Origin of the sequence: Marivibrio sp., assembly GCF_040218065.1 — a bacterium.
In the GTDB taxonomy this organism is placed as follows: Bacteria; Pseudomonadota; Alphaproteobacteria; order UBA8366; family Aestuariispiraceae; genus Marivibrio.
This window is the reverse complement of sequence record NZ_JAVJQE010000005.1, coordinates 150,924-176,332: the sequence shown is the minus strand read 5'-3', so window position 1 is coordinate 176,332 and position 25,409 is coordinate 150,924. Positions and strand designations below refer to the sequence as shown.

Here is a 25,409-nt window from a genome sequence, read left to right as displayed (position 1 = left end):
TATTAATAAATATGAAATATTATTATCGATATCGTTCTGAAATAAAATTATTCCAAACATGGTCCCTAACCCAATGAATCCAACCGCCAACGAAGAAGATTTTGATTCAATAAATATGCTAATTACCGCTACGGTAAGCGATAGAGCAATGGGTGCAATAAATGTTGACGCAATTATCATTATTGGAAATAGATATTTCATATTTATAAGAACAATAGGGTTTTTAATGTAGTAAACTGTTTCTTGTATATATTACAAAAACATAAAAAATAAAAATAATAAAAAAATAACTCTTACACCGCTCGAATCTTCTCCAGATAACAGAATATCTCCACCTAATTCTACATCGTAGCCGAGAATCCACCACAAAACCGGCAAAAATATAGCCCCCGACATTGCACTTTTGAGACCTGCGTCGAAGACTGGCGGTGTGCATGAGGCGCGAACGGTGGGGAGGAGACTGGCGTTGTTCGGCACGTTGTCGCAGAAGCGCCACCAGAGGAGTTTTAGTTGGCGGCCCGCGGTGAACGTGTAGAGCTGCGTGAAGCGCGCCTCGTTCAGCGAGCGGGCGATATGCGCGCGCGAGGGCGCGTCGAGGGTTCCGAGCCAGGCGACGAGGCTGAGCGCCAGCCAGGTGAGCGCCACGACGACGGCCCAGGCCGGCAGCGGCGCGATGCCGACGATCACCACCAGCACGGCGATCGGCGCGAAGGTCGCGCCGGCGCGCGCCCAATCGAAAGACGGCGGCTTTTTCTCCGGCTGATCGCTCACGCCACTCCCCCTCTCGCCCCGTGCGGTGCAGCTTAACCGAGCAAGGGCGGGCGGGGAAAGCGGAAGGCGGGCGCTTTTTTCCGTCTCCTTCTCGGGGGCAGAGGGGCGGCGGGGGAGACGGCGCGATAGCGCCGGTCCTTCTCCCCGCTCCCGCGCACGGCTGTCCGGGAAAATCTGCGGCTCAGGGCCATGACGCCGCGCAGTTTCTGGCCCCCACGTCGCGGCGACGCGGGACAGGCCTTCGGAGCCTTGCTCAACCGCGCCCTCGTCCTTCGAGACGCGGCCTGTCGGCCGCTCCTCAGGATGAGGGCTAAGTGCTTAATAATAAGTGCTTGATAAAAGGCTCAAGACCTCATCCTGAGGCGGGCGCGCCAGCGCCCGTCTCGAAGGACGAGGTCGGCGTCTAAAGGCGCTCCGGCGTCTTTCCGGACAGCAGCGCTCCGTGGGGAGAAGGGTGGACGAGGGTGCGCGATCTTCCGACAGGAAGATCCCCTCGGCGCTCGGTCGTAACGAAGGATGTCGTCCCGGGCGGCCGTCAGGCCGACCCGGGATCTCGCGAACAACGCTCGTTCCTCGAGATCCCGGCTCTCCGCTGCGCTTCGGCCGGGATGACAACCGTTTTAAATGAAGACGGGCGCCCCGATGACGGGCGGAGGCGGCGGCGTCGCGCAGGCCCGAAGCCTCCCCCCTTTACGGCGGAGGTGGGAAGGGGCGCCGGCGACTGCGCTCAGCGGAACTGATCGAGCAGCCGGTCGAAATAGTCGAGTTCGAGGTCGGGTCGGGCGCGGTCGCCGGCGCGGCGGCGGAGTTCGTCGCGGATCTCCCGGGAGCGCTGCATTTCGGTTGCGCTCGGCACCTCGACCTGGCCGTCGGCGGCGCCGCGGTAAGTGTCGGACGGCCGCCGGCCGAGCGGATCGGTCCCCTCCATGCCGCCCTCGCCGCCGGTCATCTGCTGGCCCATGCCGGGCTGCTGGGCGAAGCGCTCCATCATCGCCTCGCGCGCGGCCTCGGCGGCGGAGCGCAGCTGGTCCATCGCGCGGCCCTGCGGGCCGACGGCCTCGCCCGGGCGGCCTTGGCGCAGCTGGTCGGTCGACTGGCGCATCTCGCCTTCCGCATTGCCGAAGGCGTCGGGGATGTCCCCCATCATCTCGCCGAAGCGGCGCATGACGTCGCCCAGCTGACGGCGCAGCGCCTCCTGAAGGGCCGCGTCCGGCGAGGGCGCCTGCCCGTTCATCCGCCCGGAGCCGTTGCGGTTCTGGCGCTGATTTTCGCTCGGCAGGTCGGACATGCCGTTCTGGCCCTGCATGCCCTGGTCGCCCTGCTGCGACTGCTGGAAGGTGCGGTCCATCAGCTCCTGCTGGCCCTGCATGACGTCCTGCAGGTCCTGCATCATGTCCATCGCCTCGCGCGCCTGCGGCGACATCTGGGGCTGCACGCCGGCGCGCATGTTCTCCATCATCTGTTGCAGCTGGCTCAGCATCTGCTGCGCGGCGTCCTTCATGCCGTTGCGCATCATCTCGCGGATCTGCTCCATCATGTCGTTCAGATCCTGCGGCGTGACGCTGTTCGCCAGACTTTCCGGGTCGATCATCGGCGGCTGTTCGCCGCGCTCCTGCATCTGCTGCAACTGCTCGGCCATGGCCTGCATATACTCCTGCATGGCCTGTTGCAGCTCGTCCATCAGGCGCTCCAGCTCCGCCATGTCGGCGTCGCGCTCCAAGGCTTCCTGCAGCGCGCGCTCGGCCGCGCGCAGCCGCTCGAGGGCCAGCGAGGCGCCGCCGTCCTCGATGTAGAGCGCCGTCTCCCACAGCTGCTGGATGATCGCGTCGACGACCGCCTCCGAGGGCTCGCGCCCCCGGCGATCGAGGTCGAGGCGCCGCACGGCGGCGTTGAGCGACAGGAAGACCGCCGCATCGTCGCCATAGGCGGGGGTGTTCCAGGCGACGGCGTCGAGGCCGTCGCGCACCGCCTCGCGGTTGGCGACGGGATCCCAGGCGAGCTGCCGGCGGAAATCGACGATCGCTTGGGCGACCGGATGTTGGAAGACCCGCTGCGGCAGGGTGAGGCGGATCGGCTCGCTCTCCCCCGTCTGGCCGATCGCGTCTTCGGCGCTCAGCGTCATCATAACGTCGCCGCCGGCCCAAGGATGGGCCGTGAAGTCGCGGTAGCTGGTGAGCGCCTCGCCGTTGCGCGCCGCGCCGGGGGCCGGCAGGTCGACCGTCAGCCGCTCTGAATCGGCGCCCGGTCCGCCGACGCGCGCGAAGGCGGCCGAGACGCGCGTCACCCCGTAGTCGTCCGCGCCGACATAGGTGAGGCGCAGCGCCAACTGCGGCGTCGTGAAAGGCTCTTCGGTTACGGCGATCGTCGGCGCGCGGTCGGGCGTCAGCGCGATGCGCCATTCGGCCGCGGCCTGACCGGCGACATCGAGGCGATAGAGACCCTCGACGGCGAGCTCGGTCTCAAGCCTGCGGGCCTCGGGGCCGAACGGCTCGAAACCGATCTCGATCCCGTCCGGGCCGCGCAGCACCGGCTCGGCCGGCGCGTTGGCGACGCGCAGCGCCAAGACGGCCCCGACCGGCGCCGCGATCGTCTCCGACCCCGACGCGTCCGCGCCCCCCGCCGTCGCGGAGGCCGTCTCGGGCGCCTCCTCCCGCACTCCGGTGCGGTCGAGATAGATCGGCGCGAGGCCAGTATACTCCGGCGGCGCGATCCAGGCGTCGACCGCGACCTGGGCGGCGGCCTTGGCGTCTACGATCCGGGGGACGAAGGCGTCGGCGAGGCGCGTCGCGCTCTGCCCGCCGGACGCCAGCAACGCGGCCCCCAAGGCGGTGAAGGCGAGAAGCCGCAGCGCCTTCGGATCGCGTCCGGCGATCCGCGGGCTCGGCGCGCCGACCTTCAAGGCGGCGATCCGCGCGGCCGCCCGACGGCGATGTTCGGCCCACAGCGCCTGGGCCTGCGGGCTCGGGTCGCTCGGCCGGTCGGCCAGCGCCTCCAGCGGTCGGTCTCCCAGATCGTTGATCCGCTCAAGCCGCCGACGGGCCGCCAGGTCGCTCGGCGCCGTCAACCGCCGCACGGCCCGGATCGCCAGGACGATGAAGACCAGCGCGAAGAGCGTCAGCGCGCCGACGTGTCCCCAGAATCCGAGGGCCGGCAACAGGCCGGAAATCGCGAGCGCGAGAAACAGCGCGAAGAGCGCCGTCGGAGCCCACAATTCGGCCCAGGCGCGCTCCCAGGCCAGGGCCGCCCAGGACAGCGCGAGGCGTCGCGCCACGGCGCCCTCTCCGGCGCGCCGCGTCGCATCTTCCCCGCCGGCCCGCGTCAAACCGGGGCGATCGTCGGGTCCGCGCTCGGTCGAGCGCGCCGCGTCATCCCCCCGGTTCGGCGCATCGGTCATCCGTCGGCTCCCGCCGCCCTCCGGGGCGGCTCGTCGTCGGAGAGGGAGGATAGCGCCCCCGCCTCCGGCTTCAACCAGTCCGGCATCCTATCAAGCCCCAACAGCTCCTCATAGGTCTGACGCGGACGCACCACGGCGTAGCGGTCGCCGTCGACCAGCACCTCGGGCGCCAGAAGCCGGCTGTTGTAGGTGGACGCCATGACCGCGCCGTAGGCCCCGGCGCTGTCGAAGACCACGAGCTCGCCCGCCTCGATTTTCGGCAGGGCGCGGGCGACCGCGAAGGTGTCGCCGCTCTCGCAGACCGGACCGACCACGTCATAGGCGATCGTCTCAGCGGGCGCGGCCGGCTGTTTGACCGGGCGAATCCCATGATGGCCGTCGTAGAGCGCCGGACGGATCAGATCGTTCATCGCGGCGTCGAGGATGAGGAAAGTCTTCTCGCGTCCGGGCTTCACGAACAGGGCGCGGGAAAGCAGCACGCCCGCGTTGCCGACGATGAGGCGCCCCGGCTCCAGCATGATCGGCAGGCCGAGGTCGCCCACCGTCTCCTTCACCACCCGCGCATAGGCGTCCGGCGGCGGCGGAGCCTCGGCGTCGTAGGGAATGCCGAGGCCGCCGCCGAGGTCGAGATGCGCGATGTCGATCCCCTCGGCCTGCAGCGCGCGGGTCAGCTCGGCCACGCGTTCGAAGGCGGCGCGATAGGGGGCGAGGTCGGTCAGCTGGCTGCCGATATGGACCGCGATCGAGACCGGCGAGAGGCCCGGCAGCTCAGCCGCCCGGCGGAACGCGTCCGGCGCGTCGATCAAATCGACGCCGAACTTGTTCTCCTTCTTGCCGGTGGAGATCTTGGCGTGGGTCTTCGCGTCGACGTCGGGATTGATTCGGATTGCGATCTGAGCGGTGACGCCCAGGCTCGTCGCCACTTGGCTCAGCGTTTCAAGCTCGGGCAGACTTTCCACATTGATCTGCTTGATGCCCGTCTCCAGCGCGAAGGCGAGTTCCGCGGCCGTCTTGCCTACGCCGGAGAAGACGATCTTCTCACGCGGGACGCCGGCGGCCAGCGCGCGGCGCAGCTCGCCTTCCGAGACCACGTCCGCCCCGGCGCCGAGGCGCGCCAGCGTGGCGATCACCGCGAGATTGCTGTTCGCCTTCACCGCGAAGCAGACGGTGGCGTCCAACTCCTGTTCGGCGAACGGATCGGCGAAAACGCGGTAATGTCGGGTAAGCGTCGCCGTCGAATAGACGTAGACGGGCGTGCCCACCTCCTCCGCGATGCGCGCCAGCGGGACCCCTTCGACGTGCAGCGCGCCGGCGCGGTACTCGAAATGATTCATAACGCACTGTCCGGATCGCTGTTTGGGTTAGGCGTCGCGCCTTGCGGATAAGTGCGCGGATAGGGCGCCGGATCGCCGGGCGGCGCCTGCGGCGGGCCCTTCTTGCCGCAGGCGGCGAGCAAAAGCGCCGCGCCGCCCGCCAGCGCCAGGCGGCCCGCGGCGCGTCGGTCGATGGGGCGATCCGCCCGCTTCTTGCGCTCAGCCATCGCCGCGCCCTCCTTCGCCGATCGTCTCATAGGAACCGCTCGCGCGCCACTTCGGCGGCGGCGCGCACATTGTCGGGCGCGGTTCCGCCCAAACTCGTCCGGCTGGCCGCCGAGGCCTCCGGCGTGAGGACCGAGTATATATCTTCGGTGATCCGCCCTTCCACCGCCTGCATCGTCGCCAACGACAGATCGGCCAGACCGCAGCCCGTCTCCTCCGCCGTGCGCACCAGCGCGCCGGTGACGTGATGCGCCTCGCGGAACGGCAGGCCGAGGACGCGCACCAACCAATCCGCCAGATCGGTCGCGGTCGGAAAGCCTTTAAGCAACGCCGCGCGCATATTGTCCGCGTTCGGGCGCATGTCGTCGACCATGCCGGCCATCGCCGCGACCGCCAGCATCAGGCTGTCGGCGGCGTCAAAGACGGGCTCCTTGTCCTCCTGCATGTCCTTGCCGTAGGTCATCGGCAGTCCCTTCATCACGCTCGACAGCGCGACGAAGGCGCCCAGAATGCGGCCCGGTTTGGCGCGCACCAGCTCGGCCGCGTCCGGGTTCTTCTTCTGCGGCATGATCGAACTGCCGGTGGTGAAGGCGTCGGAGAGCGTAATGAAGCCGAACGGCTCCGACATCCAAATCACGATCTCTTCCGCCAGACGCGAGAGGTGCGTGGCGTGGATCGAGGCGGCGGCCAGGAACTCCAGCGCGAAGTCGCGGGCGGCAACGCTGTCCATCGAATTCAACGTCGGCCGGTCGAAATCGAGCGCACGGGCCGTCGCCTCCCGGTCGATCGGGAAACTGGTCCCGGCCAGCGCCGCCGCGCCCAGCGGGCATTCATTGAGGCGCTTTCGGCAATCGGCCATCCGGCCCCGGTCGCGCCCCACCATCTCGACATAGGCCATCAGATGATGGCCGAAGGTCACGGGCTGCGCCGCCTGCAGGTGGGTGTAGCCCGGCATGAGCACGTCGGCGGACGCCTCCGCCCGCTCGATCAAGGCGCGCTGGAGATCGGCCATCGCGGCCTCCAGCCCGTCGATCGCGCCGCGCAGCCACAGGCGAAAGTCGGTCGCGACTTGGTCGTTCCGGCTGCGCGCTGTGTGCAGGCGCCCGGCCGGCTCGCCGATCAGCTCTTTCAGGCGCGCCTCGACATTCATGTGGATGTCTTCGAGCTCCGCCTTGAAGGCGAAACGGCCTTCGCCGATCTCCGCCTCGATCCGCGTGAGGCCGTCCAGAATAGCGTCGCGATCGGCCTCCGCGATGATCCCCTGCGCGGCCAACATCGACGCATGCGCCTTGGAGCCGCGAATATCCTCGGTCGCGAAGCGCCGGTCGACGTCAATCGACGCGTTGATCTCCTGCATCACCGCAGCCGGCCCGGCGGCGAAGCGTCCGCCCCACATTTCGTTCGCGCTCATCCCGATCCTAATCCTGATCCTTTATGCGACCGCGCGCATCTTGCCCGACGCCGGCGCGGCCCTATACCGTTGCGCGTCGTCTTACCCTGACAGGAGACCGTTCGTCCATGATCGCCTCTGACCCGCCCGGCCGCCGGGGTCGCCCGGTGACGCGCCGACGCGCGTTGCTCACGGCCGGCGCCGCCGTCGCCGCGCCGTTCCTGGCGGGCGGCCCGCACCCGGCGGACGCCGCGGACTATCCGCCCACGGCCGGCGCCATGCAAGGCTTCGTGCTGCTGAAGCGCCGCCGTCCGGCGAGCGACGCCCCCTTCTTCGACGCCGACGGCGCCGTGCGCCATTTCAGCGATTTTCGCGGCCGGACGCTGCTGGTCAATTTCTGGGCCACCTGGTGCGCGCCCTGCATCAAGGAGATGCCCTATTTGGCCGCCTTGCAGGACGACCTGGGCGGGCCGGACTTCACGGTGCTGGCGATCAGCCAGGATCGCGGCGGCCCCGAGGTCGCCGAGCCCTTCGTTCGCGATCGGCTGGGCCTGCCGGCTCTGCCGCTCTACTACGATCCTAAACTGACCCTCGGCCGCGACATGGGCGTGCGCGGCCTGCCGACCACCTTCGCCGTCGACAAGCGCGGACGGACGGTCGGCTATCTGGCCGGACTCGCCGATTGGAGCGGGCCGGACGCCAAGGCCCTGCTGCGCCACCTGACGGCGGAGGACGAGGCCGCGCCGCTCGAAGAGGCGTAAACCGCGCGTTAACCAGCCCCGCCCCATATTGTTAAGCGTCTGAAACCGCGGGCCGCGAGCGACGCGGCGGAATACCGCGCCCAGCGCGCGCGTGCTAGGCTGCAGGCTTAAGGGCTGCAACGCGTCGTCGGATCGACAGGCGGGCGAGACGGCCCGAGCAGGCGAGGAGACGGACTTCATGCGAAGGCGAGGCGGTATGGGAGGCGCCGGTCGGATGGCGGGGCTCGCCGCGGCGGTGGGCCTCGGGCTGCTGTTCGCGCCGACCCTCGCGCCGAACCAGGCGCGCGCCGACATGCACCAAGGCGGGACGCTGGAGCGCATCAAGCAGAGCGGCCTGCTGCGCTGCGGGGTGATCCGCAGCGGCGTCGGCGTCTCCGAGATCGACGAGACCGGACGTTGGGTCGGCTTCTTCCCCGATTTCTGCCGCGCTTTGGCCGCCGCCGTCGTCGGCGATCCGGAGGCTGTGGACTGGGTGGAGGTCAATTACGTCGTGCGCTTCGAGGCGTTGACCTCGGACGCGTTCGACGTGCTGATGGCGAACACCACCTGGACGGCGACCCGCGATACGGAGCTCGGCCTCGCCTTCACCCACCCGATCTATTACGACGGGCAAGGCTTCCTGGCGCATCGCGATCTGGGCGTGACGCGCCTGGACGAGGTGGGGGAGGCGAGCGTCTGCGTCAGCCGCAACACCACGACCATCCGCACTCTGGAAGAATTGGTCCGCACCCGCCATCCCGGGCTCGTCATCAAGGCGTATGACAGTTCGGAGGGCGTCTACTCCTCCTTCTTCTCGCGCGAGTGCGATTTGCTCTCCCAGGATCGCGTGGCGCTGGTCTCGCAACGGCTCAACCGCGCGGCCGATCCGAGCGACTACGTCTTGTTGGACGACGTGGTCTCGAAAGAACCGCTTGGACCGGCGACGCGCACCGACGACGAGGATTGGTTCGACATCGTGCAATGGACGGTTTTCGCGCTGATCCTGGCGGAGGAGCACGGCCTCTCCAGCGGCGCGCTCGACTCGTTCGCCACGAGTGAAAATCCGGAGGTTCGCCGGCTGCTCGGCCTCGACGAGGGGGTGGGCGCCTTGTTCAAATTAGACGACGGGTGGGCCCGCCGCGCGATCGAGGCGGTGGGCAATTACGGCGAGATCTACGCGCGCAATCTGGGCGCAGGATCCGCGCTGAAGGTCGACCGGGGCCTGAATGCGCTATGGACCGAGGGCGGCCTGATCTACGCTCCGCCGCTCAGATGAGCGACGCGGGCGGCGGGCCGACGCCCCGGCCGCGCTTGTGAGGAGGACGGCGGTGCGCTGGTCCTTGCTATCGGTGCGGTTCGTGACCGCAATCGCCCTGTTCGGCGTGATCACCTGCGGCAGTCTGCTGGCCGCCTTGATCGCCTTTCAGGAACTGCGCGGAGGCTTCGATCGTCTGCAGAACCGCACCCTGCCCGAGCTGATCGAGGCCGGACGGATCGCGCAATACTCCCAGGCCATCGCCTCGACCGCCCCGCAGCTCGCCGCCGTCGACAGCGAGTACGCCCGGCGCACGGTGACCCACGAAATCGACGATCAGTTGCGCCTGCTGGACGAGTACCTTGCCGGGTTGGGCGTCGACGCCTCCTTGGCCGACGGGATCGGGGAGGCGGCGCTCGCGCCTATTCTGGCCGAACGCGATCAGCTGGTCGCCAATCTCGACGCAATTGACGAGACGGTCGCCGCACGCCTCGCCGTCGAGAGCCGCTTCAATCAAAAGCTCGGCGCGATGCGCAGCCTGTTGGAGCGCGCCTACGGCTTCCACGGCGCGGTGATCGACCGGGCGATGCGCGAGGTCGGCGGCGAAATCGCGCCCGAAGAACGCCGCAGCGTGGCGGCGGTCAACCGCTGGCTTGAGACCGTCGACCGGATGTTGCTGGAGGGGGTGACGCTGGCCGGGATCGAGAACCCCGCGCTGATCCGACGCAATGAACGGCGCGCCGGCGCCTTCCTCGACGAGGCGGAGAGCGGGCTCAGCGCGACCGAGCGCCCGCCGGCCTCGGTGATGCGCGAGATGGAGGCGTTGCTCGCCGCCGCAACGCCGATGCTGCGCGGGCCGGAGAGCATCTTCGCGTCCAAGGCGCGTCTGGCGGCGCTGCGCCGGGCGGAAGCCGGCCTGCTGGCCAAGAACAAGATGCTCGCCAACCGGTTCGTCGGCGCCTCGCGCGACCTGTCCGCAGCCCTGCAGCGACAGACGGAGGCGTTGAGCGCGCGTTTCTCCAACGCTGCACGCGAGAGCGCGCTGATGCTGGCGGCGATCGCGCTCTTGGGCGCGCTGGGCGTGCTCGGGATCTGGCTCTTCGTTCGACGGCGAATCCTGACACGCCTGGCGCGGTTGGGTCGGGCGTTGGAAACCCAGCGCAGCGGGCGCGATGCGGCGATCCCGACCGACGGCGAGGACGAGATCACCGAGATCGGGCGCGCCGCCCGGCATTTCGTCGACGCGGTGACCGAGCGCGAGCAGAGCTTGCGGGCCGCGAAGGAAGAGGCTGAGCGTCTGGCCGCCGAGGCGGAGGCGGCCAACCGCGCGAAGTCCGTCTTCCTTGCGAACATGAGTCACGAACTGCGCACGCCGCTGAACGCAATTATCGGCTTCTCCGATCTTCTCACCGACGGACGCGCGGGCGCGGACAAGACGAGCGAGTACGCCGCAGACATCAACGACAGCGGCCGGCATCTGCTGCTGCTGATCAACGATCTGCTCGACTACACCAAGATCGAGGCCGGTCAGCGCGAACTGGCCCCCGCGCCGATCGACGCCGAGCGCACCGTGCGCGACCTGGAGCGGCTGATCCAGGTCCAGATGCGCGAGCGCAATCTTAAAATCGCCTACGCCTTCCCCGATGACAGCCGCATCGAGGCGGATCAGACCGCCTTCCGCCAGGTGATCGTCAATCTGCTCTCCAACGCCGCCAAGTTCTCCTACGAGGGCGAGACGATCGAGGTCGGGGCGCGACGCGACGAAGCGGCCGGCCGCCTGGCGCTCTGGGTCGAGGATCGCGGGATCGGCATCGCGCCGGAGGAGATCGAGCGCGTCCTGCAGCCCTTCCACCAGGAGACGGCGAGCTACACCAAACGCTCCGGCGGCACCGGCTTGGGGCTGGCGATCGTCGACAGCCTGGTGCGCCTCCACGGCGGCGAGACGCAGATCGACAGCGTCAAGCACCAGGGCGCGCGCGTGACCGTCAGCTTCCCGCTGCTCAGCGCCGAGGAGGCGTCGGCGAGCCGGGAAGACCCGCCGGCGGAGGCGGCGGCGCAAGCCGGGGATTGAGGGCGGCTTCCCGGCGAGAGCGGGGACGCCATGTTTCTGTCGCGCCTCCCGCGTCCCCACGAAGGCGGGCCTCAGGAGGATCGCGGCGGCCGGCGCCGCTCGCTCACCGGCCGCGCATCTCCGCGCGGATCGCCAGCGCGATGCCGGCCAGGATCAGGACGCCGCCGGCGGCCGCGCCGGGCGGGATCGCCTCGCCGAGATAAAGCCAGCCGAACAGGCTTCCCAGCACCGGCTCGCCGAGGAGGCAGATCGCGACGAAGACCGGCGGCAGGGTGGAGAGGGTCCAATTGTAGCTGGTGTGCCCGATCACCTGGCTGACGAGGCCGAGCGCCGCGAGAGCCGCCCAGGTCTCGGCCGAATAGCCTGAGAGCGCCGCGCCGCTCGCCGCCGCGCCGAACAACAGCAGGATCGCGGCCGTCCCGTAACACAGGCTGACGTAGCTCGCCGTCGGCAGCACCGCGCGCGCCCCGCGGCCCGCAACCAGATAAAGCGCCATGCACAGCCCGCCGAAGGCGGCGAGCGCCAGGCCCAGCGGATCGCCGTCGACCCGGCTCGCCCCATCGAAGGCGAGGATTGCGGTCCCAGCGAGGCATAGGCCGATCGCCGCCAGCAGCGCGCGCGTCGGCGCGCCGCGGCCGGCCGCGACGTCGATCAGCGCGACCCATAAAGGCGTCAGGCTGACCAGAACCGTGCTCTCGGCGATGGTGATGCGCTCCAAGCTTGCGATCCAGCTGGCGAAATGCAGCGCCAGGAAAACCCCGGCGGCGAGCGAGATGAGCGCGGCGCGCTTCCCCGCGCCCGCCGCCAGCCCGGACAGCCGGCGCGCGGCCAGGATCCCGAAGGGCGCGAAGACCAGGGTGGCGAGCGCGACGCGCGCAAACGCGATAACCAGGCTGGGCGCGTCGGCGAGGCGAATGAAGATCACCGCGTGGCTCACCGCCGCGAGACCGACGAGCGCGATCAGCAGCGCCGCACGGCGCGACAGGCCCGGCGGATTGTCCAGCGGATCGGCGCTCATGACGCCTCGCTACCGGGTCGGACGCGGCACGTCCTGGGAATAGTCGTAGAAGCCCCGGCCGGTCTTCACGCCGAGCCAGCCGGCCTCGACATACTTCACCAGCAGCGGGCAGGGCCGGTACTTGCTGTCGGCCAGATCGCCGTGCAGCACGCCCAGGATGGCGAGACAGGTGTCGAGCCCGATGAAGTCCGCAAGCTCCAGCGGGCCCAGCGGATGCTTGGTGCCGAGCTTCATGGCGGTGTCGATCGCGGTGACCGTCCCCACCCCTTCATAGAGGGTGTAGATCGCCTCATTGATCATCGGCAGCAGGATGCGGTTGACGATGAAGCCCGGAAAATCCTCCGAGACCGCGATGGTCTTGTCGAGGCCGTGGGCGAAATCGCGGAAGGCCTCGAAGGTCTCCTCCGCCGTCGCCAGGCCGCGGATCAGCTCGACCAGCTTTACCGCCGGCACCGGGTTCATGAAATGGCAGCCGCAGAACTGCGCCGGCCGATCGGTCGAGGCGGCGAGCCGCGTGATCGAGATCGACGAGGTGTTGGAGGCCAGCATCGCCGCCGCCTTCAGATGCGGGGTGAGCTTCTTGAAGATGTCGCGCTTGACCTCTTCATTCTCGCTCGCCGCCTCAATCACCATGTCGCAATCCTTGAAGACCGCGTAGTCGGTCGCGGTCTCGATGCGCTTCAGCGCCGCGTCGGCGTCGGCCTGAGAGACCAGCCCTTTTCGCTCCTGGCGGCTCAGGCTCTCTCGGATTTTCTCCAGCCCGGCCTCAAGCGCCTCCTCGCTCGCGTCCAGCATGCGGATCTCGACGCCCTTCAGCGCCGAGACCAACGCGATCCCGTGCCCCATCTGGCCCGCGCCGATCACGCCCACCGTCTTGAACATCGCCGTCACTCCAACCGCCGCCGTCTTTTGTTGCGCCGCAACTATGAAACGGGCGGAGGGGGTTAGCAAGGAGAGTGCAATAGTCCGCGGGAAACCCTCTCCAGGGATAATCGACTGACAGTTTCTTGGAAGGACGAGTGTGTATGGGAAATGACACAAAATCGAAGCGAGGCGCGCGCTCTGGGCAAAGAACCCCAATACGACATGCAAACTCATGCCTTCACTTACAAGCTAATCAGAATGCGGAGGATTTATGATTCTGCCAGCCGATACGATTAGCGGTTCAGTTGAACCCTGAAAGAATTCGAAAACAGTGCCTGCCAAATGATTGATGAGCTTTTTGACTAAAGATTCCATTAGCAAGATTTCATTTTGATCGAGAAAACCCGGTCCCTCAGGGACATTAAACACGGGAAATGCAACCGAACGGTTCTCTCCGTCTATGAATATTGGATCAATTCTGAATTCCATAGCATCGAAATCTGAATGAGCGAAGGCCTTGTTTCTGAGATTCAAAATGCGTTCGTGAAGTTTTATTTGAGAAATATCCAAATATTCACTTAGATCAGTCATGGAAAGGGGCGAAACTGGTCCATACGCTCTACTAAAGGGGCGCGCGTAACTTACAATCGCTGTCATTTCGAAGCAGTAATGCCTGCGCAGATGAGCAAGCTCGCAATCTTCCTTTCGCTTAGGTTCTCTCAGGAACGTGAGCGCGCTGAAAGCACGCTCAAAATCGCGAAGGGAATAAACGACCCGAACAATTTGATGCTGCTTAAGGTTCTCCCTACTCGTCATCAATCGCCATCCCAATCTTGTGCAGATTGGACCAACTTTAGCGCGAAGGTTGAGCCACCTCCATCTAGTTACTCAAACTAAGTCGCTTAGATCCATCTGGGGTGTCAGAGTTTGCATCGGCTTCCCTCTTCTCCCAAATTAAGTGCATGAAATGGGTGGTTTCTCCGCGGGCTGTAACGGATCAACAATTCGATCACATACGAATGACCTCATTTGTATTGTTTTGCGCGGCGAGAAACTCCAAATGTCACTAAACGAATAGGGCGGCCCCTCAAGGAGCCGCCCTTCTCGTCGTCAGGCGTGAGCGCGCGTCGGCGCGTCAGCCGATCTTCTTCTCCAGCTCCGGCACCGCCTCGAACAGGTCGGCGACGAGGCCGTAGTCGGCGACCTGGAAGATCGGGGCTTCGTCGTCCTTGTTGATGGCGACGATGACCTTCGAGTCCTTCATGCCCGCCAGATGCTGGATCGCGCCGGAGATGCCGACCGCGATGTAGAGGTCGGGCGCGATGACCTTGCCGGTCTGGCCGACCTGGTAGTCGTTCGGCACGAAGCCGGCGTCGACCGCCGCGCGGCTGGCGCCGACCGCGGCGCCCAGCTTGTCGGCGACGCTCTCCAGGATCGAGAAATTCTCGCCCGAGCCCATGCCGCGGCCGCCGGAGACGACGATCTTGGCGGTGGCGAGTTCGGGGCGCTCGCTCTCGGTCATCTCGGCGCCGACGAATTCGGCGAGGTCCTGCGCCTCGGCGCCGTCGATCTTCTCGATCTCGGCCGAGCCGCCCTCGGCGGCGACCGCCTCGAAGGAGGTCATGCGCACGGTGATGATCTGGATCTTCTCGGCGCTTTCGACGACCGCGAGCGCGTTGCCCGCGTAGATCGGCCGCTCGAAGCTCGTCGGGCTGACGACGGCCGAGATGTCCGAGATCTGCTGCACGTCGAGGAGCGCGGCCGCACGCGGCATGAGGTTCTTGCCGAAGGTGTCGGCCGGGGCCAGCACGTGGCTGTAGTTCTCGGCCAGCTTGGCGATCATCGGGGCGACGGCCTCGGCCATCTGATGGGCGAAGCCGGCGTCGTCGGCGACGAGCACCTTCGAGACGCCCTCGATCTTGGCGGCGGCCTCGGCGGCGGCGTCGCAGTCCTGGCCGATGACGGCCACATGGATGTCGCCGCCAATCTCCTTCGCGGCCGCGACCGCGCTCAGCGTCGCCGCCCGGATCTCGCCGCCGTCGAATTCAGCAATGACCAGATTGCTCATGGTGATGTTCTCCTGATCTCAATCGCGTTCGAGGGCGGTCTCAGATGACCTTGGCTTCGTTCTTCAGCTTCTCGACCAACTCGTCGACCGAGCCGACCTTGACGCCGCCCTTGCGCGGCGGCGGCTCGGAGACCTTGACCACCTTCAGGCGCGGGGTCGGGTCGACGTCGAGGTCGGAGGGGCTCATCGCCTCGATCGGCTTCTTCTTCGCCTTCATGATGTTGGGCAGCGAGGCGTAGCGCGGCTCGTTCAGGCGCAGATCGACCGAGATCACGGCCGGCGTCTTCAGGCTGACGGTCTCCAGGCCGCCGTCGACCTCGCGCGTCACCTTAGCCTTGTCGCCCTCGATCTCCAGCTTGGAGGCGAAGGTGCCCTGCGCCCAGCCCAGCAGCGCGGAGAGCATCTGGCCGGTCTGGTTGGCGTCGTCGTCGATCGCCTGTTTGCCGCACAGCACGAGACCGGGGCCTTCCTTCTCGACGATCGCCTTCAGCATCTTGGCGACGGCGAGCGGCTCGACCTCGCCGTCATGCTCGACATGGACGCCGCGGTCGGCCCCATGGCGAGCGCGGTGCGGATCGTCTCCTGCGATTGCTTCGGGCCGATCGAGACGGCGACGACCTCCTCGGCCTGGCCGGCCTCCTTGAGACGGACCGCCTGCTCGACGGCGATCTCGTCGAACGGATTCATCGACATCTTGACGTTGGCCGTCTCGACGCCGCTGCCGTCCGCCTTCACGCGGATCTTCACGTTGTAGTCGACGACCCGCTTGACCGGAACCAGAACCTTCATCGCCGCATATCCTCCGCTCGATGATGCATGACCTCGCGCGCCGCCGGGGATGGATCGAGGGCCGCGCGCCCTTCCTCAGGAAACTTTCAAAGCGCCGATGTTTAGGACCCCGTCGAAAGGCGAGTCAAGCGACCGATCGTCGCCCCGACCCGCCGAATGCGGCCGGTCCGGCGCAGCGCCGCCCCGTTTTAGGAGTCCGGCATCGACGCCACGACCAGAAGCACGACTAATATCATCGCGACCACGACGAGGCGCTTCTGCTGTTCGACGTACTTCATGCCCTCTTCGGTGAAGCGCTCTTCCGCGCGCTTAAGCAGGCTGTCCTTGTAACCGAAGATCGGGACGCCCGGTTTGCGATGGCGCAGTGCGAAGACGTGCAGCACCATGCCCCACAGGCAGACGAGGAAGATCAATCCCAGCAACACCAACTGGGCGATCAGATGGAAGCTCATCTCCTCATTGAGCGCAATCTGCCCTTCCACCGTCCGGCTTCCCCCTTCGCCTTGCCGCCCCGCGGCCGCGTCTCAGCGATTCTTGCCGGGCACCCAGAGCACGTCGGCGCGCCCCTGATCGTTGACCGACCGGCCCATGACGAACAGCAGGTCGGACAGGCGGTTGAGATACTTCACCGCCTCCGCGTTGACCGCCTCGACCTCGGCGAGCGCGACGGTCAGCCGCTCCGCTCGACGGGTGACGGTGCGCGCCAGATGACAATAGGCCGCAGCCGGCGTTCCGCCCGGCAGAACGAAGCTCTTAAGCGTCTCCAGCGGCTCGTTCAGGCGGTCGATCTCGGCCTCCAGCTTGTCCACCTGCTCGGCCGCGATGCGCAGCGCGCCCTCGGCGCGCGCGCCGTCTTCCGGCGTGCACAGGTCCGCGCCCAGATCGAACAGATCGTTCTGGACGCGCGCCATAAGCTGGTCGAGCTCCGGCGCATCGACGAGATGCAGGCGAAGCAAGCCGATCGTCGCGTTCGCCTCGTCGACGGTGCCGTAGGCGTCGACCCGCAGATCGTGCTTGGCGCGCCGCGAGCCGTCGCCCAACGACGTCTCGCCCTTGTCTCCGCCGCGGGTGTAGATCTTGGAGAGCGTGACCATCACGTCCTTTCCGGCGGCTTCAACCGCCGTTCTTCAAAAGATAGACCGCGAGCACGAACATCAGCAGCGCGACGAACTGCATGATGACGCGCGCGCGCATCAGCTTGTTGGCCCATTTGGCGTTGAATTCGCCGCCGCGCGCCATTGCGAACACCCCGGCGAAGACGATGCCGAGCGTCATCACCATTGCGGCGACCATCAAAAAGATTGCGAAACCGGTCATATCACTCGCTCATATAGCTTCGACGCCCGCCCTCGGAAAGAGGCGGCGTCGGCCCTCTATTTCCGGGTCAGCGCCAGCGCCAGGCCCGTCGCGATCAGCAACGTCCCGGTCACCCGCCGGCGCAGCCGCGCCAACGCGGGATCGATCATATGACGGCGCGCCCGCCCCGCCAGCAGGGCGTACCCGCCGTCGAACAGGACCGCAAGCCCCATGAAGGTCGCCGCCATCAGGGCGAGCTGCGGCCCCGCCGGCAGCGCCGGGTCGAGGAACTGCGGAAAGAAGGCGAGATAAAACAGGATCGCCTTCGGATTGGTCACCCCCACAAGGAAGGCCTGCCCCATGACGGAGGCCGCCCGCGGGGCCGGCGTCGCCTCGCAAGCATGACCCGCGTCGCGCGCCCGCCATTCCCGGATTCCGAGCCAGATCAGGTACGCCGCGCCCAGATACCGCACGACGAAGGACAGATCCTGCAGCAGCGCCAGGATCGTCGTGATCCCAACGGTTCCGCAAACGATCAGTACGGCGGCGCCCGCGCTCGCCCCCGCCACCGCCTGGAGGCCCGCTCGGGCCCCGTGGCGCAGACTGGTCGCGACCACCAGCATGACCACCGGCCCCGGCATCAGAATCAGCGCGGCTGAGGCGAGAACGAAGGCGAAGAAACGGTCGGGGTCCAGCGGCATGCGGGGCGCTCCTTTCGAGGGTGACGCTAGACCGCGATCGCCGCCCCGTCGAGAGCGGCTGACGCCCCCTTGCGCCGCCCCCGGGTTAACGCCCACATATCGACCGTGTCCTATCTGTCCAGGCGCATAGAACCGACCGCCGCCCTGCCCGCGGCGGGTTTTTTGGCGACCGCAATCGCCTACGGGCCCGCGCGCATGGCTTACGGTCTGTTCCTCCCCGATTTGCGCGCGACCTTCGGCCTATCGACCGAACTGGCGGGACTGATCGCCTCGGCCGCCTTCGGCGCTTTCCTGGCCGGGCTTCCTCTGGGCGCCGCGCTGCTCACCTTCCGAGGGCCGCGGGCGCCGGTGCTCGTCGGCGGCGCGACGGCGACGGCGGGCCTGGGGCTCGCGGCCGTCGCCGAGACCACGGCGATGCTGGCCTCCGGCGTCGTGCTGGCGGCCTCCAGCGCGGGCTTCTGCTGGACGCCCTACAACAACGCCGCTGAGCGGATCGCGCCGCGCGAAAAGCGTGCGCACACGCTCTCCGTCATCAGCACCGGCACCACGGTCGGCGTCGCGATCGCAGGCGGTTTGGCGCTGGCGGCGGCGTTCAGCGGCTTGGGCTGGCGCGTCGCCTGGGTCGTTTTCGCCGGCGGCGCCCTGCTGATGACGCTGGCCAACATCCCGGCGCTGCGACCGGTCGCCGGCGACCCGGGAACGCAACCGGGCGCCGGGGCCGGCGTGCGAAGCTTGAAGCGGGCGGAGACGCGGCCGCTCGCCGTCGCCGCGGTCTCCTTCGGGATCACCAGCGCGCTCTACCTTTCCTTCGCGGTGGATCGGGCGACGACGGCCGGCGCGCTCGCCGTCGGGCCGTTGGACAGCGCGGCGCCCCTGCTGTTCGTCGCCTTCGGAATCGCCGGTCTGGTCGGCTTGGCGACGGGGGAAATCGAGAACCGCGTTGGGTTGCCCGCCCTGGTCTGGAGCCTGTTCGCCGCCTCCGCCTTGTCGTTCGCGCTGATGGCGCTGCGGCCCGGCGCCGGCTGGGCGGTTCTGCTTTCGGCGGCCCTCCAAGGCGCGGTCATCATGATGATGAGCGCGGTCTTCTCGTTCTGGAGCGCGCGGCTTTTCCCCCAGATCCCGTCCGTCAGCTTCACGGCCGTGCTGGTGCTGGTCGCGATCGGCAGCGTGATCGGCCCCGCGATCGGCGGCGTGGCGGCGGACGCCGGGACCGGCGGCTTCGGGCTGGAAGGGGTGTTCTACGCCGGCGCGGCGCTGTCTGCGCTGACGCCGCTCGGCCTCAGCGCGACGCTGATCGAACAGGCCTCCAGCCGGCCGTGGCGGCCGGGTCGGCGCAGCCGGACGATCTTCTCGGCGCCCGCCTGATCGGCGTTTCCGGGCTTCAGCCGATGTTCAATTCGGACCAGCGCCTCAGATAGATGCGGAACCAGGGGGCGAAGCGGCCGGGCTCGGCCTCCGCCTCACGCATCAGCCGCGGAACCGGCGCCCAGCGGACCGCCTGCACCTCCTCCGCCGCCGGATCGACGGGCCAATCCTCCGGCGCTTCGCCGCGGAAGACGACCACCTCTTCATGCTCGGTCAGGCCGCCGCCGACGTCCGCTCGATACTCGATGACGGCGGTGCGGGTGAGAGGCAGGCGCGCGCCCAGCTCCTCCCGCAGCCGGCGCTCCGCCGCGGCGGCGTGCGTCTCGCCCCAATGCGGGTGGGAGCAACAGGCGTTCGCCCACAATCCTCCGCAATGGTATTTGCCGTCCGCGCGCTGCTGAATCAGCATTTCAGCGCCGCGGAATACGAAGACGGAGACCGCCTGATGGCGCAGCGCGCGCTCATGCGCCTCCATCTTCTCGACCGGATAGAGGGCGCCGTCCTCCCGAATCGCGGGGATCAACGTCGGCGCCTTAGGCGGGATGCGGGTCATCGGCGGAACGCCTTCGCCGTCGGCCGGCTCAGGCCGCGACCTTCACCAGGCCCAGTTCGGCGTAGATCTCCTTCAATGCGCCGACGAGCGCGTCCATCTCCCGCTCGTCATGCAGCGGGCCGGGGGTGATGCGCAGGCGCTCCGTCCCCTTGGGCACGGTCGGGTAGTTGATCGGCTGGACGTAGATCGCATGCTCGTCCAGCAGCCGGTCGGAGATCTGCTTGCACAGCACCGGATCGCCCACCATGACCGGCACGATGTGGCTGGGATTCGGCAGATGCGGCAGGCCGGCCGCGTCCAGCTTGCGGCGCAGCGCGGCGACGCGCTTCTTCTGCAGGTCGCGCTCGTAGGAGCTGCCCTTCAGATGGCGCACGCTGGCCCAGGCGCCGGCGGCGATCGCCGGCGGCAGGGCGGTGGTGAAGATGAAGCCCGAGGCGAAGCTGCGCACGTAATCGCACAGCGCCGCCGAGGCTGCGATATAGCCGCCGACGACGCCAAACGCCTTGCCCAGCGTCCCCTCGATGACCGTGATCCGCTCCATCAGCCCCTCGCGCTCGGCGACGCCGCCGCCGCGGGGTCCGTACATGCCGACCGCGTGGACCTCGTCCAGATAGGTCATGGCCCCATACTTGTCGGCCAGGTCGCAGATCTCCTTGATCGGGGCGATGTCGCCGTCCATCGAATAGACGCTCTCGAAGGCGATCAGCTTCGGCCGGTCGGGATCGATCTCGGCCAGCTGGCGCTCCAGATCCGCCAGGTCGTTGTGCTTCCAGATGCGCTTTTCCGCCCGGCTGTGGCGGATGCCCTCGATCATCGAGGCGTGGTTCAGCGCGTCCGACAGCACGACGCAGTCCGGCAGCTTCGCGGCCAGGGTGCACAGGGTCGCCCAGTTGGAGACGTAGCCCGAGGTGAAGAGCAGCGCCGCCTCCTTGTAATGCAGGTCGGCCAGTTCGCGCTCCAACAGCACGTGATAATGGTTGGTTCCGGAGATGTTGCGCGTGCCGCCCGCGCCGGCGCCGCACTTGTCGATCGCGGCGTGCATCGCTTCGATCACAACCGGGTTCTGCCCCATGCCGAGATAGTCGTTGGAGCACCACACGGTCACATCCTCCGCGCCGCCTCCGTCGGTCTCGTCGCGATAGCGCCGAGCCCGCGGGAAGGCCCCGGCCTTGCGCTCCAGGTCGGCGAAGACCCGATAGTTGCCCTCGGCCCGGAGCATGTCGAGGCCGTCGCGGAAGAACTGCTCGTAATTCATTGAACCCTCCCGTTGCCAGGCGGGGTTGCGACCCCGCCCGCGCGGTTGAGCGCGCCCGTCCGTTCGAACACGTCTCGTTGACCGGGGACGGGCGTCCGACCGGTCCGATCTTCACGCGCCGAGCGGGCCTCGGCGGCGCGCATGGCCCAGCGCCACAGGGCCGTTTCCCTGAGCGGCAGAACCAGAAACCAATGCTCCAGAAAGCCCAGCAGCGCCAACGCCGCAAGAAGACTGAACGCCGCATGCTGGAACGCCCCCGCGCCGGGGTCGGCGGCGGCCCAGACGAGCCAGCCCACCAGCAGGGTCGCGAAGCTGACGGAGATAGCGAAGAAAGCCGTCACCCGCCGCGGCCCGAAGTGGCTCTTCAGGTAATCGACGCCGGGCGGCAGCATTTCCTCCGACAGATTGGGCACCCCGAAGAAGATGTTCAGCTTGGTCGAGAGCCGCATCGCGAACAGCAGCGCGAAGGTCCAGAACGCCACCTGATTCGGCGCGTCCCAACTGGCCGCCAGCATGGCGCCGGCGGTCGCGACCAGCGCGAACTCGTGATAGATCAGCGTCCCCGCCGCCAGGATGAAGCGCCGCACCCCCTTCGCGTCGGCCGGCCGCGGGCTCTTGTTCGGCCCGGTCACAGTTCCGGACAGGAAGAGAAGCTCGTTCCACCCCCACAGCGCCACGCCGGCGACGAAACCGAGATAGGCGGCCGCGACGTCGGTGCGGTCGGCCGCCCAGATCACGCCGATGAAGGCGAGCCCGGCGATCGCGCTGGCCGCCGCGGCGGTCCAGCGCTTAGCAGAGGCCGGCAGCCCGTCGACATAGAGCACCGCCCCGGTGCCGAACCACCAGACGAAGACGGCGCAGATCAGGGGAAGCAGATAGGCGGACATCAAGGGCTCCGAGCGCTCCTTATCGGCTCACCAGGCCGGCTGCAGACGGCTGGTCTCGGGCAGCGCGTTGGGCACGCCCGGCAGCACGTAGAGCCGCGCGAAGACCGCGGCCACCGCCGCCGTCAATCCGAGCTGCTTGGCGAAGCCGATCGGGCCGCCCTGCGCCTTCGCCCGGTCGAGCTTCACGCTGAGCTTACGCAGCCGCTCCAACCCCTCTCGGAAAGTCGGGTTGTCGAGATCGAGCTGCACCGGGAAGACCTGCTTCGAGATCTCCGAACAGATGTGGAAGACCTTGTAGTCGTACTCGGTCGGATCGACGCCCAGCGCCTTGTGGAACTCCGGGCGGGCGTGGTCGCGCACATACATGGTCGCGAACACCGCCAGCTGGAAGAAGCGCACCCACAGCTTGTTGCGGCCCTGCAGCAGGTGCGGGTTGGCGCGCATCAGCAGCGCGAAGGCCTCGCCGTGGCGGAACTCGTCATTGCACCACTGTTCGAACCACTTGAAGATCGGATGGAACATCCGGTCCGGGTTCTGCTGCAGGTGGCGGTAGATCGTGATGTAGCGGGCGTAGCCGATCTTCTCCGACAGGTAGGTGGCGTAGAAGATGAACTTCGGCTTGAAGAAGGTGTACTTCTTCGTCTTCGTCAGATAGCCGAGGTCGACGCCGAGCCCGAACTCCTTCAGCGCGTCGTTGATGAAGCCGGCGTGACGCGCCTCGTCCCGGCTCATCAGGCGGAACAGCTGGCAGATGTCGGGATTGGTCCCCCGGCGCTTCATCTCGGCGTAGAGCACGCAGCCGGAGAATTCGGCCGTGAGCGAGCTCACCAGAAAATCAAGCAGCTCCTGCTTCAGCCCCTCGGGCAGCGCGTCGATGTCGATCTCGTCCCAGCGCTCGTCCTTCTTGAAGTGGCGTTTGTTGTCGTCGCGCTCCAGATCGGCGATCAGGATGTCCCACTCTTCGCGCACCGGCTCGACGTCGATCCGGTCCAGCTCGTCGAAGTCGGTGGTGTAGAAGCGCGGGCTCAACACCGTGTTCTCCATGGCCTTCCGCGTGCTGTCGGACGGCGTCACGGATAGGGTTTCGATCGTCATACGGGCCTCCCCGAAGTAAAGCTGACTTCGAACATCTCGAAGACTTCCAGATCGCCGGTGACCTTGGTCCACCAGCGGCCGAGCGGGCCGGCGCGGCGCACCGTCGCCATACGCTCCAGCGTCAAACTCTCGCCGTAGGGAACCGCGATCGGCTCCCCGTGCACCTCGACCTTGTCGCCCGGATGGATCGGCGGGTCGCCGTCCAGCACCACATGGGCGTGCAAGCTCTCAAAGGTGTTTTGGATTTCGATCGTGCAGGGCACGTCGAACTGTTCGGTGAACAGGATGCGCGGCGTCTTCATCGCGAGGCTCCTTCGATCGTCATCAGGCGCGCAAAGGCTTCGGCGTTGGTGGGCCCGAAGACGCCCAGATCGATCACCCGCCCGGTGGCGAGATCGCGCATGGTGAAACGTCCGTCGGACCAGCGCACCAGCTCGAAGCCAGGGGCGGCGCCGACGTCGTTCAGCATGCGCTCGCGCGCCAGGCCGCGCAGGACGCCGCGGATGAAGTTTTCCTGGCCGACCTCGATCTCCGAGACAAAGGCCCCGCTGGCCGCGTCGCGGATCAGCACCCGGCCGTCGGCGGTGTCGGCGAAGGTGATCTGACGGGTGTCCACCACCTCCGACTGCGGCGCGGTGGTGAAGGGCGAGAGCACCCCCGTCCGCGCGCTGAACGCCAGCGCGAGCGCCGCCGCGATCATCAGGCCGGCGCCGATGATCGCCCAACGCGGCACGGCGTCGTGCGCGTGGGTCAGACGACGCTGGGGGTGATGATGGACGTCGGCCATGTCGGTCTCTCCTCAGATCGCCGTGCGGTTCAGCGGCTCGGGCTCGCGACCGCCGGCGAGCGCCCGCGGTTCGAGCTCTCCCCGCCCTCGGCCGCTTCGCCTCGTTTCGGGAAGGGCGCGGTCGCCCGCACCCCGCCCGTGGACGGTCGGGCGAGGCGCACCGGCGTGCTGGCCTTCTCCGCGCCCGCCTCGCCCTCGCTCTCCACGAACGCGGTGAGCGCGTCGGCCAGAATTCCGGCGGCCTTTTCGCTGTCGGGAAGCGCCTTCATCATCGGCTCCGGCTGCTTGAGGCGCCACGGCCGGGCGAAGGGCCACAGATGCAGGTAGGCGATGCGCTCCCCTTTGGCGAGCGCCAGCGGGATGTCGCCGTCGCCCGTGCCGTAGCGGCGGTGGCCCGCCCCTTCGACGCGCGCGAACGGCAGGTTGATCGCCATCGGCAGGGCCAGTCCGAAACGCATCACCACCCGACGGCTGGTGATGGTGAAGACGCTGGACCGGGCGTAAAGCCAGGCGAAGAGCGTCAACAGACCGATTCCCACGGCCGCGACGGGGATCAGCCCGGACGCGGCGATCAGCGCCTCGCCCACGCCGGCGCCGCCGTGCAGCGCCTCCGCAATGCGCCAGACCATCAGCACCGCGAAGTAGATCGCGACCTTGCGGACGTGGAAGCTGCGGACGGCGAGCCCTTTGAAGGACGGGGCGCCCTGCCAAAGGATCTTCTCCCCTTCCGGCGGCCGTTCGGGAAGCCCCCGGATCGGCTCGAAGGCGAAGTCGTCGTGACCGTGGGATTTGCTCATAACAGCGGCTCCGAGCGGCTGGGATCGGCGTAGAGATGACCGGCCGCGTAGTAGGCGGTGATCTTCTCCTCCTCCAGGCGGGTTACCTGATCGGGGTTCTTGATCTTCGGCACGTCGACGAAGTGCTCGCCCTTGATCGAGGCGACCTTGACCTTGCCGCCGCTGATGCGGGCCATGGTCATGGGCAGCAGCACCGAGCCGGCCTCACCGCCCGTATCGAGCTCGAGATAGCGGATCAGATGCTCCGCCCGGTCGATCCAAATCTCGGTGATCTTGCCGCCGACCTTGCCGTCGAAGCCCACGACCTCCATGCCGACCGGGTTCGGGTCCCGCTCGTCGACGTGGAAGTCGCTGGCGATCCGGTTCGGGACCAGCTTGGGCGTCCCTTCGTTTGTCAGGTCCGGCTGATCCTTCCGCTCGGCGTAGGAGCCCGGGCCGATGCAGTCCAGCATCGGGTTCTCGCCGGTTGGAACCAGCGGGGCGCCCGGCCATTTCGCCGCCGGCTCGCCCTTGATCGGACGGGTGTCGCCGACGCCGGTGGGCGCGCTGATCGTCTCGCCTTGGGCGGTGGTGTAGGTGACGGGGGCCGGCGGCTCCGGCCAGCCGATCACGCTGACGCGGCTGTTGGTCCGGTCGGAGTCCAGCGGATAGCCCTCCCGCTTGTTCTCCTTGACCAGATAGATGATCAGGCCGGCGAAGAAGACCCAGAAGACGTATAATACGACTTGGGCTACGTCGATGTAGCCGGTGATGTCGCCAATGGTGTCCATGATCC

Annotated in this window: 25 protein-coding genes and 1 pseudogene; 4 read left to right on the top strand and 22 right to left on the bottom strand. The window is 67.5% G+C overall.

Annotated elements, in window-relative coordinates; translation table 11 throughout:
- Window positions 1–252 precede the first annotated feature (252 nt).
- The 5 genes from RIB45_RS03100 to argH form a co-directional block, all read right to left on the bottom strand.
- Window positions 253–771 carry a hypothetical protein gene (locus RIB45_RS03100; RefSeq protein WP_350048669.1) on the bottom strand — a complete coding sequence of 173 codons (519 nt, stop codon included), beginning with the start codon at window positions 769–771 and terminating at the stop codon, window positions 253–255.
- 727 nt (window positions 772–1,498) lie between these two features.
- On the bottom strand, window positions 1,499–4,042 hold the full coding sequence (locus tag RIB45_RS03095) for a TIGR02302 family protein (protein WP_350048667.1): 2,544 nt from the start codon (window positions 4,040–4,042) through the stop codon (window positions 1,499–1,501).
- 119 nt (window positions 4,043–4,161) lie between these two features.
- Complete coding sequence (lysA, locus tag RIB45_RS03090) at window positions 4,162–5,499, bottom strand: diaminopimelate decarboxylase (protein WP_350048665.1); 1,338 nt, start codon at window positions 5,497–5,499, stop codon at window positions 4,162–4,164.
- Window positions 5,496–5,705 carry a hypothetical protein gene (locus tag RIB45_RS03085; RefSeq protein ID WP_350048663.1) on the bottom strand — a complete coding sequence of 70 codons (210 nt, stop codon included), beginning with the start codon at window positions 5,703–5,705 and terminating at the stop codon, window positions 5,496–5,498. Before RIB45_RS03085 ends, lysA begins: the two co-directional genes overlap by 4 nt.
- Before the next feature lie 26 nt (window positions 5,706–5,731).
- Window positions 5,732–7,114, bottom strand: a complete 1,383-nt coding sequence (argH, locus tag RIB45_RS03080) for an argininosuccinate lyase (protein ID WP_350048661.1) — start codon at window positions 7,112–7,114, stop codon at window positions 5,732–5,734.
- 107 nt (window positions 7,115–7,221) lie between these two features.
- On the opposite strand from argH, the gene RIB45_RS03075 reads away from it, so the two are divergent.
- The 3 genes from RIB45_RS03075 (at window position 7,222) to RIB45_RS03065 (ending at window position 11,159) form a co-directional block, all read left to right on the top strand.
- The gene (locus RIB45_RS03075) at window positions 7,222–7,854 is read left to right on the top strand and encodes a TlpA family protein disulfide reductase (protein ID WP_350048659.1); all 633 of its coding nucleotides are present in this window, start codon (window positions 7,222–7,224) and stop codon (window positions 7,852–7,854) included.
- A 214-nt stretch (window positions 7,855–8,068) separates the two neighbouring features.
- A complete protein-coding gene (locus tag RIB45_RS03070; RefSeq protein ID WP_350048657.1) occupies window positions 8,069–9,109 on the top strand; it encodes an amino acid ABC transporter substrate-binding protein in 1,041 nt (346 codons plus the stop codon).
- Between the two features lie 52 nt (window positions 9,110–9,161).
- Complete coding sequence (locus RIB45_RS03065; RefSeq protein ID WP_350048655.1) at window positions 9,162–11,159, top strand: ATP-binding protein; 1,998 nt, start codon at window positions 9,162–9,164, stop codon at window positions 11,157–11,159.
- 103 nt (window positions 11,160–11,262) lie between these two features.
- Here the strand turns inward: RIB45_RS03065 and RIB45_RS03060 are convergent, their stop codons facing one another.
- From RIB45_RS03060 to RIB45_RS03020, 9 genes and pseudogenes are all read right to left on the bottom strand, one after another.
- Window positions 11,263–12,177, bottom strand: coding sequence for a DMT family transporter (locus RIB45_RS03060; protein ID WP_350048653.1), 915 nt, complete (start codon window positions 12,175–12,177; stop codon window positions 11,263–11,265).
- Between the two features lie 9 nt (window positions 12,178–12,186).
- Complete coding sequence (locus tag RIB45_RS03055; RefSeq protein ID WP_350048651.1) at window positions 12,187–13,059, bottom strand: 3-hydroxybutyryl-CoA dehydrogenase; 873 nt, start codon at window positions 13,057–13,059, stop codon at window positions 12,187–12,189.
- Between the two features lie 231 nt (window positions 13,060–13,290).
- The gene (locus RIB45_RS03050) at window positions 13,291–13,857 is read right to left on the bottom strand and encodes a hypothetical protein (RefSeq protein WP_350048649.1); all 567 of its coding nucleotides are present in this window, start codon (window positions 13,855–13,857) and stop codon (window positions 13,291–13,293) included.
- Window positions 13,858–14,176: 319 nt separating this feature from the next.
- Window positions 14,177–15,109, bottom strand: coding sequence for an electron transfer flavoprotein subunit alpha/FixB family protein (locus tag RIB45_RS03045; protein ID WP_350048647.1), 933 nt, complete (start codon window positions 15,107–15,109; stop codon window positions 14,177–14,179).
- 40 nt (window positions 15,110–15,149) lie between these two features.
- A pseudogene (locus RIB45_RS03040) lies at window positions 15,150–15,898 on the bottom strand (electron transfer flavoprotein subunit beta/FixA family protein).
- A 188-nt stretch (window positions 15,899–16,086) separates the two neighbouring features.
- A complete protein-coding gene (locus tag RIB45_RS03035) occupies window positions 16,087–16,380 on the bottom strand; it encodes a hypothetical protein (protein ID WP_350048645.1) in 294 nt (97 codons plus the stop codon).
- Window positions 16,381–16,422: 42 nt separating this feature from the next.
- Window positions 16,423–16,992: a cob(I)yrinic acid a,c-diamide adenosyltransferase gene (locus tag RIB45_RS03030; RefSeq protein WP_350048643.1), complete on the bottom strand. Its 570-nt coding sequence runs from the start codon at window positions 16,990–16,992 to the stop codon at window positions 16,423–16,425.
- A gap of 19 nt (window positions 16,993–17,011) precedes the next feature.
- Window positions 17,012–17,215, bottom strand: a complete 204-nt coding sequence (locus RIB45_RS03025; RefSeq protein WP_350048641.1) for a twin transmembrane helix small protein — start codon at window positions 17,213–17,215, stop codon at window positions 17,012–17,014.
- 56 nt (window positions 17,216–17,271) lie between these two features.
- Window positions 17,272–17,895 carry a LysE family translocator gene (locus RIB45_RS03020; RefSeq protein ID WP_350048639.1) on the bottom strand — a complete coding sequence of 208 codons (624 nt, stop codon included), beginning with the start codon at window positions 17,893–17,895 and terminating at the stop codon, window positions 17,272–17,274.
- Between the two features lie 105 nt (window positions 17,896–18,000).
- On the opposite strand from RIB45_RS03020, the gene RIB45_RS03015 reads away from it, so the two are divergent.
- Window positions 18,001–19,260: an MFS transporter gene (locus RIB45_RS03015; protein WP_350048637.1), complete on the top strand. Its 1,260-nt coding sequence runs from the start codon at window positions 18,001–18,003 to the stop codon at window positions 19,258–19,260.
- A 16-nt stretch (window positions 19,261–19,276) separates the two neighbouring features.
- Here RIB45_RS03015 and RIB45_RS03010 read toward each other — a convergent pair whose 3' ends face one another.
- Genes RIB45_RS03010 through puhA form a run of 8 tightly spaced genes read right to left on the bottom strand, consistent with a single transcriptional unit; the run spans window position 19,277 to window position 25,404 of the window.
- Entirely contained in the window at window positions 19,277–19,813 is a 537-nt protein-coding gene (locus RIB45_RS03010; protein ID WP_350048635.1) for an isopentenyl-diphosphate Delta-isomerase, read from the bottom strand.
- A gap of 28 nt (window positions 19,814–19,841) precedes the next feature.
- Window positions 19,842–21,068 (bottom strand): 5-aminolevulinate synthase, encoded by a 1,227-nt coding sequence (gene hemA, locus RIB45_RS03005; RefSeq protein WP_350048633.1) that lies wholly within the window; start codon window positions 21,066–21,068, stop codon window positions 19,842–19,844.
- Window positions 21,065–21,955 carry a putative photosynthetic complex assembly protein PuhE gene (gene puhE / locus RIB45_RS03000; protein ID WP_350048631.1) on the bottom strand — a complete coding sequence of 297 codons (891 nt, stop codon included), beginning with the start codon at window positions 21,953–21,955 and terminating at the stop codon, window positions 21,065–21,067. The genes hemA and puhE overlap by 4 nt, the downstream gene beginning before the upstream one ends.
- A gap of 27 nt (window positions 21,956–21,982) precedes the next feature.
- A complete protein-coding gene (gene acsF / locus RIB45_RS02995) occupies window positions 21,983–23,050 on the bottom strand; it encodes a magnesium-protoporphyrin IX monomethyl ester (oxidative) cyclase (protein ID WP_350048629.1) in 1,068 nt (355 codons plus the stop codon).
- Window positions 23,047–23,352 (bottom strand): O2-dependent cyclase accessory protein, encoded by a 306-nt coding sequence (locus RIB45_RS02990; RefSeq protein ID WP_350048627.1) that lies wholly within the window; start codon window positions 23,350–23,352, stop codon window positions 23,047–23,049. Before RIB45_RS02990 ends, acsF begins: the two co-directional genes overlap by 4 nt.
- On the bottom strand, window positions 23,349–23,837 hold the full coding sequence (puhC, locus tag RIB45_RS02985; RefSeq protein WP_350048625.1) for a photosynthetic complex assembly protein PuhC: 489 nt from the start codon (window positions 23,835–23,837) through the stop codon (window positions 23,349–23,351). Before puhC ends, RIB45_RS02990 begins: the two co-directional genes overlap by 4 nt.
- A gap of 29 nt (window positions 23,838–23,866) precedes the next feature.
- Window positions 23,867–24,634, bottom strand: a complete 768-nt coding sequence (gene puhB, locus RIB45_RS02980) for a photosynthetic complex putative assembly protein PuhB (protein ID WP_350048623.1) — start codon at window positions 24,632–24,634, stop codon at window positions 23,867–23,869.
- Window positions 24,631–25,404 carry a photosynthetic reaction center subunit H gene (gene puhA, locus RIB45_RS02975; protein ID WP_350048621.1) on the bottom strand — a complete coding sequence of 258 codons (774 nt, stop codon included), beginning with the start codon at window positions 25,402–25,404 and terminating at the stop codon, window positions 24,631–24,633. The genes puhB and puhA overlap by 4 nt, the downstream gene beginning before the upstream one ends.
- Window positions 25,405–25,409 lie beyond the last annotated feature (5 nt).

What these genes read in the sequence shown, in the direction of transcription:
- lysA (WP_350048665.1), bottom strand. Translation starts at nt 5,499, where the DNA reads ATGAATCATTTCGAGTACCGCGCCGGCGCGCTGCACGTCGAAGGGGTC.
- RIB45_RS03085 (WP_350048663.1), bottom strand. Translation starts at nt 5,705, where the DNA reads ATGGCTGAGCGCAAGAAGCGGGCGGATCGCCCCATCGACCGACGCGCC.
- argH (WP_350048661.1), bottom strand. Translation starts at nt 7,114, where the DNA reads ATGAGCGCGAACGAAATGTGGGGCGGACGCTTCGCCGCCGGGCCGGCT.
- RIB45_RS03075 (WP_350048659.1), top strand. Translation starts at nt 7,222, where the DNA reads ATGATCGCCTCTGACCCGCCCGGCCGCCGGGGTCGCCCGGTGACGCGC.
- RIB45_RS03070 (WP_350048657.1), top strand. Translation starts at nt 8,069, where the DNA reads ATGGCGGGGCTCGCCGCGGCGGTGGGCCTCGGGCTGCTGTTCGCGCCG.
- RIB45_RS03060 (WP_350048653.1), bottom strand. Translation starts at nt 12,177, where the DNA reads ATGAGCGCCGATCCGCTGGACAATCCGCCGGGCCTGTCGCGCCGTGCG.
- RIB45_RS03055 (WP_350048651.1), bottom strand. Translation starts at nt 13,059, where the DNA reads ATGTTCAAGACGGTGGGCGTGATCGGCGCGGGCCAGATGGGGCACGGG.
- RIB45_RS03050 (WP_350048649.1), bottom strand. Translation starts at nt 13,857, where the DNA reads ATGACGAGTAGGGAGAACCTTAAGCAGCATCAAATTGTTCGGGTCGTT.
- RIB45_RS03045 (WP_350048647.1), bottom strand. Translation starts at nt 15,109, where the DNA reads ATGAGCAATCTGGTCATTGCTGAATTCGACGGCGGCGAGATCCGGGCG.
- RIB45_RS03030 (WP_350048643.1), bottom strand. Translation starts at nt 16,992, where the DNA reads ATGGTCACGCTCTCCAAGATCTACACCCGCGGCGGAGACAAGGGCGAG.
- RIB45_RS03025 (WP_350048641.1), bottom strand. Translation starts at nt 17,215, where the DNA reads ATGACCGGTTTCGCAATCTTTTTGATGGTCGCCGCAATGGTGATGACG.
- RIB45_RS03020 (WP_350048639.1), bottom strand. Translation starts at nt 17,895, where the DNA reads ATGCCGCTGGACCCCGACCGTTTCTTCGCCTTCGTTCTCGCCTCAGCC.
- RIB45_RS03010 (WP_350048635.1), bottom strand. Translation starts at nt 19,813, where the DNA reads ATGACCCGCATCCCGCCTAAGGCGCCGACGTTGATCCCCGCGATTCGG.
- hemA (WP_350048633.1), bottom strand. Translation starts at nt 21,068, where the DNA reads ATGAATTACGAGCAGTTCTTCCGCGACGGCCTCGACATGCTCCGGGCC.
- puhE (WP_350048631.1), bottom strand. Translation starts at nt 21,955, where the DNA reads ATGTCCGCCTATCTGCTTCCCCTGATCTGCGCCGTCTTCGTCTGGTGG.
- acsF (WP_350048629.1), bottom strand. Translation starts at nt 23,050, where the DNA reads ATGACGATCGAAACCCTATCCGTGACGCCGTCCGACAGCACGCGGAAG.
- RIB45_RS02990 (WP_350048627.1), bottom strand. Translation starts at nt 23,352, where the DNA reads ATGAAGACGCCGCGCATCCTGTTCACCGAACAGTTCGACGTGCCCTGC.
- puhC (WP_350048625.1), bottom strand. Translation starts at nt 23,837, where the DNA reads ATGGCCGACGTCCATCATCACCCCCAGCGTCGTCTGACCCACGCGCAC.
- puhB (WP_350048623.1), bottom strand. Translation starts at nt 24,634, where the DNA reads ATGAGCAAATCCCACGGTCACGACGACTTCGCCTTCGAGCCGATCCGG.
- puhA (WP_350048621.1), bottom strand. Translation starts at nt 25,404, where the DNA reads ATGGACACCATTGGCGACATCACCGGCTACATCGACGTAGCCCAAGTC.